Origin of the sequence: Rothia sp. HMSC065D02, assembly GCF_001815285.1 — a bacterium.
GTDB lineage: Bacteria > Actinomycetota > Actinomycetes > Actinomycetales > Micrococcaceae > Rothia > Rothia dentocariosa.
The window spans coordinates 1-13,035 of record NZ_KV820089.1; the positions used below are offsets into that span (position 1 = coordinate 1).

The 13,035-nt window shown below is 51.3% G+C and carries 15 protein-coding genes and 1 pseudogene; 9 read left to right on the plus strand and 7 right to left on the minus strand.

Features of this window, described 5'->3' with window-relative positions:
* The 3 genes and pseudogenes from HMPREF3016_RS11110 to HMPREF3016_RS11275 form a co-directional block, all read right to left on the minus strand.
* Positions 1 to 688, minus strand: a pseudogene (locus tag HMPREF3016_RS11110) (hypothetical protein); the annotation flags it as partial.
* Positions 689 to 1,198: 510 nt separating this feature from the next.
* On the minus strand, positions 1,199 to 1,873 hold the full coding sequence (locus HMPREF3016_RS10735) for a Type 1 glutamine amidotransferase-like domain-containing protein (RefSeq protein WP_083315878.1): 675 nt from the start codon (positions 1,871 to 1,873) through the stop codon (positions 1,199 to 1,201).
* Positions 1,874 to 2,003: 130 nt separating this feature from the next.
* On the minus strand, positions 2,004 to 2,180 hold the full coding sequence (locus tag HMPREF3016_RS11275) for a Type 1 glutamine amidotransferase-like domain-containing protein (protein WP_013397503.1): 177 nt from the start codon (positions 2,178 to 2,180) through the stop codon (positions 2,004 to 2,006).
* A gap of 115 nt (positions 2,181 to 2,295) precedes the next feature.
* Here HMPREF3016_RS11275 and HMPREF3016_RS04070 point away from each other — a divergent pair, with 115 nt between their 5' ends.
* The gene (locus tag HMPREF3016_RS04070) at positions 2,296 to 2,952 is read left to right on the plus strand and encodes a hypothetical protein (protein ID WP_070660737.1); all 657 of its coding nucleotides are present in this window, start codon (positions 2,296 to 2,298) and stop codon (positions 2,950 to 2,952) included.
* Between the two features lie 114 nt (positions 2,953 to 3,066).
* Here HMPREF3016_RS04070 and HMPREF3016_RS04075 read toward each other — a convergent pair whose 3' ends face one another.
* A complete protein-coding gene (locus tag HMPREF3016_RS04075; RefSeq protein WP_004005148.1) occupies positions 3,067 to 3,531 on the minus strand; it encodes an OsmC family protein in 465 nt (154 codons plus the stop codon).
* A 171-nt stretch (positions 3,532 to 3,702) separates the two neighbouring features.
* Between HMPREF3016_RS04075 and HMPREF3016_RS04080 the strand changes: the two genes are divergently transcribed.
* From HMPREF3016_RS04080 to HMPREF3016_RS04090, 3 genes are read left to right on the plus strand one after another with little or no spacing between them, the layout of a single operon-like run.
* The gene (locus HMPREF3016_RS04080) at positions 3,703 to 4,578 is read left to right on the plus strand and encodes an AzlC family ABC transporter permease (protein WP_070740399.1); all 876 of its coding nucleotides are present in this window, start codon (positions 3,703 to 3,705) and stop codon (positions 4,576 to 4,578) included.
* Complete coding sequence (locus HMPREF3016_RS04085) at positions 4,571 to 4,909, plus strand: branched-chain amino acid transporter permease (RefSeq protein WP_004005150.1); 339 nt, start codon at positions 4,571 to 4,573, stop codon at positions 4,907 to 4,909. The genes HMPREF3016_RS04080 and HMPREF3016_RS04085 overlap by 8 nt, the downstream gene beginning before the upstream one ends.
* 9 nt (positions 4,910 to 4,918) lie before the next feature.
* On the plus strand, positions 4,919 to 5,872 hold the full coding sequence (locus HMPREF3016_RS04090) for an AzlC family ABC transporter permease (protein WP_070740402.1): 954 nt from the start codon (positions 4,919 to 4,921) through the stop codon (positions 5,870 to 5,872).
* A 78-nt stretch (positions 5,873 to 5,950) separates the two neighbouring features.
* Here HMPREF3016_RS04090 and tpx read toward each other — a convergent pair whose 3' ends face one another.
* On the minus strand, positions 5,951 to 6,451 hold the full coding sequence (gene tpx, locus HMPREF3016_RS04095) for a thiol peroxidase (protein ID WP_070740405.1): 501 nt from the start codon (positions 6,449 to 6,451) through the stop codon (positions 5,951 to 5,953).
* Positions 6,452 to 6,766: 315 nt separating this feature from the next.
* On the opposite strand from tpx, the gene HMPREF3016_RS04100 reads away from it, so the two are divergent.
* The 5 genes from HMPREF3016_RS04100 (at position 6,767) to HMPREF3016_RS04120 (ending at position 10,700) form a co-directional block, all read left to right on the plus strand.
* A complete protein-coding gene (locus HMPREF3016_RS04100; protein ID WP_070740408.1) occupies positions 6,767 to 7,354 on the plus strand; it encodes an LppP/LprE family lipoprotein in 588 nt (195 codons plus the stop codon).
* Between the two features lie 36 nt (positions 7,355 to 7,390).
* A complete protein-coding gene (locus tag HMPREF3016_RS04105) occupies positions 7,391 to 8,044 on the plus strand; it encodes an LppP/LprE family lipoprotein (RefSeq protein ID WP_070740411.1) in 654 nt (217 codons plus the stop codon).
* 461 nt (positions 8,045 to 8,505) lie between these two features.
* On the plus strand, positions 8,506 to 8,865 hold the full coding sequence (locus HMPREF3016_RS04110) for a DoxX family protein (protein ID WP_048754877.1): 360 nt from the start codon (positions 8,506 to 8,508) through the stop codon (positions 8,863 to 8,865).
* Positions 8,866 to 9,001: 136 nt separating this feature from the next.
* Entirely contained in the window at positions 9,002 to 9,682 is a 681-nt protein-coding gene (locus HMPREF3016_RS04115; RefSeq protein WP_048754878.1) for a class I SAM-dependent methyltransferase, read from the plus strand.
* A gap of 268 nt (positions 9,683 to 9,950) precedes the next feature.
* Complete coding sequence (locus HMPREF3016_RS04120) at positions 9,951 to 10,700, plus strand: class I SAM-dependent methyltransferase (RefSeq protein ID WP_048754879.1); 750 nt, start codon at positions 9,951 to 9,953, stop codon at positions 10,698 to 10,700.
* A 144-nt stretch (positions 10,701 to 10,844) separates the two neighbouring features.
* On the opposite strand, the gene HMPREF3016_RS04125 is transcribed toward HMPREF3016_RS04120, so the two are convergent.
* Both HMPREF3016_RS04125 and HMPREF3016_RS04130 read right to left on the minus strand, forming a co-directional pair.
* Entirely contained in the window at positions 10,845 to 11,456 is a 612-nt protein-coding gene (locus HMPREF3016_RS04125; RefSeq protein WP_048754880.1) for a Type 1 glutamine amidotransferase-like domain-containing protein, read from the minus strand.
* Between the two features lie 151 nt (positions 11,457 to 11,607).
* Positions 11,608 to 12,834: a histidine kinase gene (locus tag HMPREF3016_RS04130; protein ID WP_246828453.1), complete on the minus strand. Its 1,227-nt coding sequence runs from the start codon at positions 12,832 to 12,834 to the stop codon at positions 11,608 to 11,610.
* Between the last annotated feature and the right edge of the window lie 201 nt (positions 12,835 to 13,035).

Here is a 13,035-nt window from a genome sequence, read left to right on the forward strand (position 1 = left end):
CGTTGTTACCACCGGGGGTACCAGGCTGACCGGGAGTACCGGGCTGACCGGGCTGACCATTGTCACCAGTCTGACCCTGACCGCCCTGACCGGGGGTACCAGGCTGAGCAGGAGTACCGGGCTGACCATTGTCACCGGTCTGGCCCTGACCGCCCTGACCAGGCTGACCAGTCTGACCCTGACCGCCCTGACCGGGAGTACCAGGCTGACCCTGACCGGGGGTACCGGGCTGATCGCTGTCGTGATCACCAGGTGTATCGGGAGTGTCAGGTGTATCGGGAGTGTCAGGGTGATCGCTGTCGTGATCACCAGGCGTATCGGGAGTGTCAGGTGTATCGGGAGTGTCAGGGTGATCGCTGTCGTGATCACCAGGCTGACCGGTCTGACCCTGACCGCCCTGACCAGGCTGACCATTGTCACCAGTCTGACCGTTGCCACCGCCGGGAGTGCTGGTCTGACCGTTATCACCAGGGGTGCCAGGCTGACCGGTCTGACCCTGACCGCCCTGACCAGGCTGTCCCGGCTGACCGGGCTGGCAGTCACATGCAGGAGAGGTGGGAACCTGATCCGGCACGTTAGCAAACGTAGCAGGCATTGCCACGAAGGATGCACCCAACAAGGATGCGGCGGTGCCGGTCGTAACCAGCGCCTTCTTAATTCCGGGAGATTTCCGCTGATGAGAAGTCATATGTAAACCTCTTTTATGTCGGCTTCGTGTGCACGGAAACTTTCAACTACCGCAGGAGTAAATCCTCAAGGGCAGCCTAGACTAAGTATCCAATTCCCAGGCTACAGGGGCTCCACTAGGCATACAAGCATGTTTATAACATTTAAGTGAACATCACTCAGCTTGCACCCTTTTTTGTCTACAATAAACATTTCAAAAATCCTGCATATCTAGGGGTCTCTCAAGGACTTTTACCCCCTCATACATCCCCTGCAATTCCAGGGATTGAAGAGAATAAGATCCTTCATGTAGCACCCACTAGAAGCACACTTAAGCGTCCTGGGCAAAATCTGCACCTGAGGTTAAAAATAAAGTTTTAATAACACGTGTCGAATCCGGTCACATAGTGGCACACCCTACACAACCCCCGCTTTTCGCTTGATATATCAAGTATTTTCACTATCGAAATGCATTCTCAAAATTTACATATCAAAAGCTTCGTTGCGCAGTCGAAACCTGCTGGTAAACGTACTACAGCTCCACAGCACATATACCTTTTGTCGTCTGATTATATAAACCAGCATTGCTCACACTTCGATAGACTACATCTACTACCTCGTTGCAGTATCGAACTGCCGCCCCATCGTCTAAAGCTACTCCTGGCGGTAAAGTACCGCTTTGTAGTGTCTGCAAAAAACTTCTGGGACGACCAGGTTCAGTATTGAAATGAGGGCAGAAGCTGCCAGGCAGTATGCCCAAACCGTCATTGAGCGCCTCTAAACCACCAAACGAATCGGTCAGACATGACTCGAACCAGCAAGCTGCACCTGCACTTATCCCCGATAGAACCGTTCCCTCGACATATGCTTTGCGAAGCACACGGTCAAGTCCATGCAATCTCCACGCAGCTAAGAGGTTTGCGGTGTTACCGCCTCCGACATAGATGATGTCTTGACGGCGTATAAATTCTTCAAGGTTCAGCTCTGTGCGGCGAAAAAGCTCAAGATGAGCAGGAATACACGAATATCTTTTAAAGGCAGTATAGAAACGCTCGATATACGCACGTGAATCTCCACTAGCCGTAGGAATAAAACACACCCTTGGTTTTCTCCGCATGCTGGACTCTAACAGAAACACATCTTGATCAGTATTCTCACCGTCAGAGAACCCACCACTCAGAAGCACAATAGTGCGTTGAGTCTCCATAGGTAACCAACCCTCCACAAATAAGCCATGCAATCATAGCCCATCCTAAACACCGAGCATATCCAGAGTATATAGGTCTATATATGGATTCAACGCGGTAACACCCTACTCAGCATTCGCACTATGAAACTCAACCTTCGTTGGATACTCCACCGTACGAGAGACCGTGCAACCTCCACGCAGCTAAGAGGTTTGCGGTGTTACCGCCTCCGACATAGATGATGTCTTGACGGCGTATAAATTCTTCAAGGTTCGGCTCTGTGCGGCGAAAAAAGCTTAAGATACGCAAGAGTACAGATAACGCCACAAAATTTTCAGGGAACTACTGATATTATCGGCGTAGTTCGCCTGAGTTTAGCCAATTCGATCAGTTGCTACATCACATAATAAGGAATAGGGAGAAAACATTGAGCAGAACTACCATGATTATTATTATCACTGTTGCCATTGCCATCTTCTACCTCACCTACGATGCGGTGCGCAGATCACGAGAGAAGAAGCTCCCCTACGTATTTAAGAGGAAGTATCACCAGCTTGAAGGATGGCTGAATGTGACAGCGCTAGGTTTAACAATAGATGCCTTAATCATTCCGTGGGATATGGCATGGACCGGAACGTGGAATACCATTCTTTTCGGCGGTACAGCACTACTTAGCGCGAATTTCCTCTACGCATACGAAATGGAGTACTTTAGTATTCACTCAGACGGTACTATTAAATACCATACTCGAACAGGAAAAATTATTACAACACATTTTAATTGTATTAATAAATATAGTTATTCTCCTTGGGGTAAAAATTTCCGTGGAGGTGAAGATATTTCGTTTCCTGATATTTTCCACCTCAGAACCAGAGACAATAAAACAGCAGCCAAGTTTTCAATAAAAGCTACCAAAGAATACTCCATAGCCGCGCATGTTATCTTCCGACAGGAGAAGGGTCGGTGGGCACACATCCACAGTTCAGAAGACCAGGCTCAGATTGAAGAAATACTTCACGACAAAAAAGCCATTATCCAATATCTGACCGAAAACCCTCAAGGCACCGACCTTGCTGATGATTCTGCGCACTATATGTAATATGTTTCCGCATCAAAGCCCCCTGCGATAAATGCCGAGCAGATAACTTTTAATAATCTGCTCGGCAAAAATATATGCTTAAAGTCAAGGCCAATACGATAATCCAGCAAAGCCCTACTCAGCATTTACATTATGAAACTCAACCTTCGTCGGATGCTCCACCGTACGAGAGACCGTGCAGTCCTTCTCAGCGCTCAAACGAATTAACCGATCCACCATCTTAGCGGCCTGCGTGCCCGCCTCGGTTTCAGGGAACTGCACATCAAAATCGACCTCAACATCATCAAGACGTACCGCACCGTCCTCATGCTTCTTCAGAGCAGAAGCAAGTACCTCGAATACCTGTGGGATTTCACGGCGGGTGGTGACCGCATCCACATCGACCGAGGAGCATCCGGCGATCGCCGCTAATAAGAGCTCCACCGGAGTTAGAAGCCCATCACCCACCCCGAAGTCCAGGGTTGCCCCATTCGCACCATGTGCCCGGTACCGCAGGCGATCAACCCGTTCTACACGAACTTCGCGGTAGTCCTCAGACTCGCGGCGTACTATTGTTTTCTCAGCAGGCGCTTTATTCATCAGCAATACTCCTTAACACGGTGAAACTGTCGCTTGTACATTGAGCATAACGCAGGCACCACATCTTTATTCCTCCCCTGATATTCCGTACAGCAAAACGAAGTACATAAAACTTCCCTAAAATTGGATAGGATAATTGAAGACTCATTTTCACTCTTGCTGAGAGGCACCATGAAAGATACCGCGAAGGAAACAAGCGACGCAGAACATTACGCCGCGATCGGTCATAACCCCACCGAGAGCGGCTTCAAACAGGCTTTACGGGCATCCAGCGTGGTGCTTGCAAGTTTCGTGGTGTTGGGGTTAGGTTTGGGCGTTATTATTAGTGCTCACCATTTACCGTGGTGGCTTGCGCCCGCAATATCCCTCATCGTTTACGCCGGTTCCGTCGAGTTCCTGGTGGTAGAAATGATCGCAACCGGAGCCAGTGTAGGCGCTATTGGTTTCACAACTCTGCTCGTGAACTCCCGCCATCTGGTGTACGGTATTTCCTTCCCGCTGCAGAACGTCAAGGGTTTCTGGGCGAAGCTCTACGCCATATACACGCTCTGCGACGAATCCTATGCGCTTAGCACCGGCTCCGACCGGAATACGCTCTCTCACGCACGTATTCTATGGGTGAGTACATTCCTGCACATCAGCTGGGTGGCAGGAACAACCGCCGGGTTCTTTATTGGCGCATCGTTTCTGAGCCACCTTGAGGGTATGGATTTCGCCATGACGGCGCTGTTTACGATCCTCGCGATTGATGCTTACCGCGCTCAACGGGATAATGTCACGGCTCTTCTCACGCTGATCTCTGGCGCGGTGGGTATTATCCTGGCACCCGGTTCCATGCTTCTGGTGTCGATGGGAACCTACACTGCCCTGCTGATAGTACGGTTCTTTATCGCAAAATCACGGGGAACACTGCCGGAACACCAGATACCCGCCCCAGAGAATAACACAGCAGTGACGGTTGCCGAAGACAGCACGACAGATCAGGTGAAAACCCCAAGCCCCACATTCACTCACTACAACGACCCGCAGGAGAACCCCCATGATTAACGGCCACATCGATAGCGGCTATATTATCAGCGCCGTTCTGGTGGCGGCGGCTGTAACCTTTGTTCTGCGGGTGCTCCCCTTTGGCCTCAAGAAAGCCCTTGCGGGTTCTGAGGTGCTGGATGCGCTCAGCCACTGGATTCCACTCGGGGCCGTAGCGCTTCTGGCGATCTATGCGGTAAGCCGTATTGACTTTTCATCCACACACACCGCGGTTCCCTACCTTGCCGGGTTTGTGGTGACGGCGCTCGTGCACCTGTGGAAGAAGAATATGGTATACAGCATGATCGCCGGTACCGCCACCTGCGTTATTCTCATCAACTGGGTTTTCTAGGGGCATACCATGTTTGAAAGATCTTCACGCCCCAACCGCCACCTTGGGGAGGCGCCGCAACAAACCAGCGACGAACAGGTTCTCGATATTATCGCCTCCGCAGGTCTGGCGACCAGCAGCATTCCGGTGGTGCAGGAACGCGAGCAGGCTTTACGCGCAGGCGATGATGCCCTTAGTCTTGAGCTCCGCCGCGCTGGCGAGAGCGGATTTCGTGAGGCAATGCGCGTTGCATCCCTTGTGATGCTGGGCCTGTTTTTCGTGGGAATTGGACTCGGTGTTGTGATACACAGCTTGGGTTTTCCTTGGTGGCTTGCGCCCCTGCTTCCAGGAGTTTTATTCGCCGGGTCTGTAGAGTTCGTATTGCTGACGATGATGGCAGCGGGTGCCTCGCTGGTATCCGTTGCGGTGATGACGTTGCTCATCAATTCACGCCACCTCATGTATGGGCTGTCCTACCCTATCGAGCGTGTGCACGGCTCTCTCGCCAAGTTTTACACCGTCTATACGCTCATCGACGAGGCTTTTGCCCTCAACAGTGGACCGGAACGGCATACTCTAAGAGGGTCACGCATTCTGTGGATTCATGCTGGAATGCATGTGAGCGTTATCCTCAGTTCCACACTCGGGTTCTTCTTGGGGTCGAGTTTTCTGGCGCATCTTGAGGGGTTCGATTTCGTAATGACTGCGCTCTTTACGGTACTTGCCCTTGATGCCTATCGCGCTAACCCCGATAGGCTCACGGTGCTTTTCTCGGTGATCGCGGCGGCAGTAGCGTTGATTATTGCCCCGGGGTCTATGCTCTTAGTGGCGATGGCAGTGTATATGGCGCTTCTGGTGGGGCGTTATGCAGCGGCGAAGAAACGCGGTTCTCTGCCTCAACATATGCTGGTCGCCGACGAGCTTACACGCCATTGCGCGGAACATGATCGCGTAGAAGAGACTCCGCACGAACCAGCGCAATAGTTTCAAACAGCAGAACAAAGCAGGCACCATGGCACGGAAAAACCGAGCATGGTGCCTGCTTGATAGGCTCAGCTGCGTTTACTTAAGAGCTGCGAGCGCAGCCTCGTAATTAGGTTCGTTGGTGATTTCGGGAACGAGCTCGGTGTACACTACCTCACCGGCGGGGTTCACGACTACGACGGCGCGAGCAAGGAGCCCTTCGAGAGGTCCGTCGGTCATTGTCACGCCGAAGTCCTGCCCGAAGGATGAGCGGAATGCGGAGGTGGTAATAACGTTCTCGATGCCCTCAGCGGCACAGAAACGACCAAGCGCGAACGGAAGATCGTGTGAAACGTTCACGACAACGGTGTTATCAAGACCGGCGGCTTCTTTGTTGAAGTTGCGAACCGAGGCGGCGCATACGCCGGTATCGACCGAGGGGAAGATATTCAGCACGAGGTTCTTACCCGAGAACTGGGCGCCGGTGACCTCAGCGAGGTCGGCGTCGAGTACGGAGAATGCGGGGAGCTTAGAACCGATGGCGGGAAGGTTGCCGCTGGTGTGAACTGCAAGGTTATTTTGAAAAGTAATTTCAGCCATTTCCTCATTGTCGCGCGTTCTCTGCCTCTGCGCAAGGGGAACTGTCGCGTAAGAGCCGGGCGGCGCGGCCTCGTCGTACATTCATGCTGTTGCGAAGGGAGACAGGAAATTGACAGACACCGGGCTACTATACATGACGGATATCGTGGCATTCTGGCAGATAACGTCGTAAGTTTAAAGGTGGAACCTTAACATTGCCTTTTACGGCGGCTGATGTTTCTAGGTATCAGATACTTACGGCCTACTCTCACGGTTGAGAATTTGCAGACAGTATCTATTACAACCTCACATGTATAAGGTAAGGACTATAACGCAATGTATCTGGCAAACACGAAGCTTTCCTCTCTGAAATCCCGTCTCAGAATTATAGTTTTTGGTGCTCTTCTGACGCTGTTATTTACCTCGTGCGGTGCTCCTTTTGGAGCCGAGCAGAGTTCGTCCACCCCCTCGCAGCAGTGCGGAACATTGACAGATCAGCAGGCTCTCGAAAAATATGGGCAACAGATACCACCCTACACATGGGATGGAGACACAAGCGAAGGTGCTCCTTGGGACACATCTAAAGTGCCCGAAAATATTCCTACCAAAAACCCCGAGCTAAATACCTACGATCCGTGTGCGGAATTCTCGTGGATTACCATGGATCTCAAAAATGGAACGGGTAGTTCTCCAGCACATTTACTGTTTTTCAGCCACGGTGAGTTCATCGGGGTTGCAGAACAAAAGCCTTTTGGAAAGTTTGTGCCTCACCGGCTATCGCCCACGAGCGTCGAGGTTCGTTATGTATACCCCAAAGCTGATGAATGCAACGCTTGTGCAACGGGGCGGGCTATTAGCGTGTATACTTTCGACCCGCAAACCCGGCAGGTCTCCCGCACTGGCGAGTTGCCACCAGTAAACTAGGAGTAACAACACGCACCGATACGAAAAGAGTTTTTCATGTCTAGATTTCCTGTAAAACCGCTAGTTTTCTGCGCTGGCGCAGCGCTTCTGCTTTCTTCCTGCGGTAACCCGTTTGGCGCATCCACCGATTCGGGCAGCAGTTCGCAGGCGGCACGCAGTTCCAGCTCATCTAGTTCTTCATCCGCTTCAACCAGCGCATCTGCCAGCCCAACTCACTCTCCCACAGCAAGTGCCACCAGTTCTTCAGCCTCTCCAAGTCCGAGCGTGTCTGTGGTAACGGTGACCGCCAACCCGCAGCCGGAGGCAAGTACCGTTACGGTAACCGCATCATCAAATTCTAATTCGGGGTCTTCGTCCTCAAGCGGGCGTTCGGCGTTGGATTCTAATGCGAGTAAACTTCGCGGTCATCATTCGTGGTCGCTGAGTTCGGCGGATACTTCGACTTTCGATTCGAGTGCGGAGCTCTCGTGGATTACGGTTGGGTCATCCGATGGTGCGTCACATATTATGCTGTTCCATCACGGAGACTACTTGGGAACCGGCACGCTCAACCCGATTCAGGGTTCCCCTTCGGTCTCACGAAATTCTGCGAACCAGATTTCGGCCTCTGTGGGGTCTTCCCAAGCGACGTTCACCTGGGATTCCGCTCAGGAAAAGATTGTTATGAACGGGGATTTGCCGACCGGATAGTTCCTGATAAACGTGTGTAAGCAAGCGGTGAGCCCCGCATCCAACCTTCTGGATGCGGGGCTCACGCAAATCTGCTGTGTATTCAGTTCATGTGGGCTTTATGTACCCCATCAAAACTGCTGACTCTAGCTTAGGCTGCGAACTTCTTCTTGTACACGAAAAATGCTGCTGCGCCGACGAGAGCAAGTACAATGAGCTTCTTCATAAGAGAGGATTCCTTTCATGGGATCAGTGATTGGGTGCCCTCACGGGCCTTTCCGTGATGTCTTAGCACCGGTTCACTCATTCTACCCTGTTCTGATATAGATTCGCTATCGTTACACGACGTGTAAGGCTCATGCTGTGCGGTAGAAATGTGAATTTACTCAGTTTTAGAGGTGCGGAACCACGCATGTGCGATGCCCTAGAGAATCCATAAAAATCATCCGGCGGTAGTAGTGCGGATGTGCAAAACTAGAATTATGAGCTTGAAGAAAAACGTATCTGATGATTCCCGCTCCGGCGGTAAGAAACATATAGCGCCCGTGGTAACAGCCGGTTTTCTAGGGACCACGGGTGTTCTGCATTTCGCGAAACCCGAACATTACGACGCAATCGTACCTCGCGCCCTACCGGGCTCCGCACGGTTCTACACCTATGCTTCGGGGGCTGCTGAGCTTGGTATCGCGGGGATGCTGAGCGTCCCAACAACCCGCCGGGCGGGTGCCCTCGCGGCTATTGCACTGTATACGGCGGTATTTCCGGCGAATGTGCAAATGGCGTGGGACTGGCGGCATGAGTCAACGTTTAAACGTGTTGTGGCTTTCGGCCGTCTACCGTAGCAGCTGCCAATGATTCGCCGTGCCTGGCGCATCTATAAAACCTCCTCTCGGCGCTAAAGCTCTCCTGGCGGTGGCACAAGCTGCGGCCGTGCTATGATAAAAAATCTTCACGCCTGGATTATTATAAAGGAGCACTATGTCTAGTACCCGCCAGAACCCGGCCGAGCAGGCGAAGGCCCTTGCTTCCCAGCTTAAGTGCCCCATGGGTGACACCGGTCAAGAGCTAGCACACTCTTTAAACCTGGGGAATCTTCCCATGATTGTGAGCGCCCTGAATGCATTAGGCATTGAGGAAGATGACCGCATCCTGGAGGCGGGCCCGGGCAATGGTGGGCTCCTCAATTATGTTCTCTCCCTCGCAGAGAACCTGCACTATGATGGGGTGGAAATTTCGCCGCTCATGTATGAGCAGGCCCGCGCCGCCAATAACGTGTTTATCGCAGAAGGGCTGGCTGAGTACGCGCTGTATGACGGCGTGAATCTGCCGTATGAAGACGGTATTTTCACGAAGGTGTTGAGCGTGAATACGGTGTATTTCTGGGAGGAACCGGCTTGGCTGCTCGCAGAAATGTGCCGGGTGCTTACCGCCGGCGGGCGGGTGTGTTTAAGCTTCTGTGAAAAAGATTTTATGAAGACCCTGCCATTCACCAAGTACGGCTTCGCCCTGTACGATGCCGCCGATATAGTTGCGCTCACACAAGAACTGCCGCTACATGCGGTAGCTGTACAGCATCTGCACGATATGGCGGTGGCGGGCGGCTCTGCCCGGCTGGTACGACGCGACTACGTAAACCTCGTGCTTGAAAAAGAACACTAAAAACACCCGGACAGTACCTACATATTTTTGACACCATCACTGGCGGTTTCTATCGAGAAGAGTTTTTGCTTTCAGAAGCTTTTTATTCTTCATGAATGCAAAAACTCTTCTGAATAGAGTGCGTTTAAAAGGCCGTTTCTCGTATTCAAACATAAAAAATATTGACGCGTATATTCCAAAACAGGTATAAGTGTTTTATAAGGAGTAATATTTCTCTCGCACGACGCTCAGAAATGTGCTCACCATATTAATCTAAGGCGGAGAAGCCATGGCAAACACTAACCTCACGAACAAGCTCAAGCCCGAATTCCGCACTAACCCGCCCGTTGAAGAGAACGGCATCCTGATGTGCCTGGATGATGCGCAGGTTCAGGGCGATAACGCCAAATACATGAAATTCTACAACCGCATGGCCACCGTCTACGACCTAGGCGAACGGTGGTTTGGGCGTCTCGCTTACGGCAATGAAGTCGCACAGATGCGCCAGCAGTTCATGAAAGAACTAGAGTGGTTTCCCGGCTGCTCAGCACTGTACGTCTCAATCGGCACCGGTACCGACCTACGCTACCTGCCGGACGATATTGAGGTGAGCGCAATCGACTGGACGGGTGCCGATATTTCGCTCGGGATGCTCAAGAAATGCCAGAAAATCTGGGGTGGGCGCGCGAACCTGAACCTAGTGAACTGTGCCGCCGAGGATCTGCCCTTCATCGATCAGAGCTTTGACGTGGTGCTGCACGTGGGCGGCATTAACTTCTTTAGCGATAAAAAACGCGCGATCGAAGAAATGATTCGGGTGGCCAAGCCCGGCACGAAAATTATGATCGCAGACGAAACTTCCGACTACATCGATTCGCAGTACAAGAAGAACGTCCTCACCCGTAAAGCCTACAAGAACGCCACCTTCGATCTCTCAGAGATTGAGGCGCTGATACCCGAAGACATGGAGGATACAAACACCAGCTTGCTCTGGAATGATCAGTTCTATTGCATCACGTTCAGGGTTCCGCAAGACTAAGAAAGACCAGAATTACGATCATAACCTGGTAAGCGGGTGAAGCGGGAGCAGTTTCTTCATTCGGGAGCGGTTAAAATGCTCCCGAAGTCTGCCGTGTTCAAGGTGAACACGCTATGCGGTGGGTTTCTGCCCGATGGAGAAAACCTAGACGATAAAGCGAACGCCGCCCTCAACCCGAATCGCACGGCTATTGTTGATAGGCACAAGGTCTAGCTTATCCGAATATTCGCTTTTCATACGGCGTACCGCCTGTATAAAAGGTTCTTCTTCCTCGTGCACCGCCGGGTAGAAATCGACAATTCCCAGCGCCTTAAAATTGAACATTCCCAGAGCCGCGTCAGAGTCGTCCATAATTCGTGCATACTCAATATCAGGTGAAGCGACCATAGCTCCAGCTGACTCCCCCACGTACATCATGCCGTGGCGCACCTTCTCGGCAATGAAATTGATGAGATCTTTGGCTTTGAGCTGCTGCAGCAAGTAGAAGGTATTACCGCCCGAAATATAGAGAACTTCAGCTTGTTCGATGCGCAACTTCGCGGTTTCTGAATCAACTTCTGCAATGTCGAGAATATCGGGGGTTAGCCCTAAATTTTTGAAAACATTCAGGGCATCCTGAACGTAGAAAGTTGTGTTTTCAACCGTGCTGGCGGTAGGAATAAACACCACCTGCTGTTGTGATGGGTTGCCGCGCAAGAAATTTTTGAAGGCGGGTTCTACACCGGCGAAGTAAGAACAGAGGAAGGCGCGCATCATCTATCTCCTGGCGAAGGCATCTATAGTGTGGTTTTATCAAATCGTACCGGTCGATTTACCCATGCAACACCCCTAGAAGGAAATTTTAGGTTTATGTAGCACCTTATCTTCTTCTAGGGGTGTCAGCACAGAGATTTTCTCTTAATAAAGCCTAGTTCGTGGTCGGAACCAGGGTCTTGAGGGTCATGTCGCTTGAGAATCCGCCGTTCGCGTCTTCAAGGTATGCGCGTACCACATACTTCTTTCCTGCCTGCAGCTTATTACCGGGAATAGTCAGGTCACCCTCGAAGTCGCCGTTCGGTTTCGGGGTAACAGTCGTATTCACGATCTCATCGCTGCTGGGATCGTCAAGCTCAACATTGTATTCGGTGAAAATCAACCGAACCTTGGAGCCGTTCTGAGCCGCTGCTGCAGGGTTAAACCCGCCGCCAGCAACCTTCAGGTGATTCTCGGCGGCACTGCGACTAAGGGGTGCACCGTTAATGATGCCTACAACCTCATCATCCGTATCGCCATAAAAATCCTTGGTCACAGCCCTTACCCAGTCGTCGCTGCTGGATTCAATAAGCACCCGATAGTGCTTACCTTCTTGAATCTTGGATCCAGGAATCTGAATCTGGGTAGTAAAGTTACCGTTCTTCACCTCTGCCGAGACGTCTTTGATGGCAAGAGTTTCGTTAACCTGACCGTTCTCGTCCAGCCCCTCAACTTTTATCTTGACCTGCTTCACGTCATCAAAATGGGTTCCGGTCAGGGTCAAGACATTGGTGTTCAGGTGGCTGCTGAGCTTATTTGTCTTCGAGGAGTTGGTGGTCAGGGTTACGGAAGACTGCAGGTCCTTGCTGTCAACCTGCTGTACAGGCAGATCTTGTTTAGCCTCTATTGTGCGGTTACCGTGCCCAGGGTAGCTCATAATGTAGAGAACATAGTGTTTCTGGGGATCGAAATCGCCTTTAACCTTGGCAGTGCCACGGAAATGACCGTCTTCCGTCACAACAAGGCCTCCGCCGTCTTGAACTAAGTTCTCGCCAGTGAAGTCGCCGTCTGCATCAACCTCGTAGACCTCTGCACCTAAACCGTCAAAAGACTTGTTGAGGTCAATCCCCTCACCAGTAATCGTAAGGTTGTTCTGCCCTGTCAGAGGGTTCAGCGGACCGCCCTCAACGGAAGTTACTTTAGCCCCTGTATTAATATTTGTGTTGTTCCCATTGGTGTTATTAGTGCCAGTATTTTGGCCACCCGGAAGCGTAGAGATAGCCTGCTGAGTCTGCGCACCAGCTTTCCCTTCAGCGGCAAAGGAAGGAACGGAAGGCACCACGGATGCACTTAGGAGGGCAAGCGCACCCACTCCGGTCAGGATAAAACGGGTATTGGACATTTTGTACTCCATTCATCGGTTAGTGGAATACTGTTAAATGTAATACATGGTTGAGTTTAGGTCTAGCATTTTTAGCATTATTTCTTGATATTTATTTTTATTACAACATGAATGTTTCGATGGAAAATATATACATAAACTAATGTGTCAACACGACTCAAAGGGTCTTCAACAGCATGCATATCACTAAAACATGCCCCC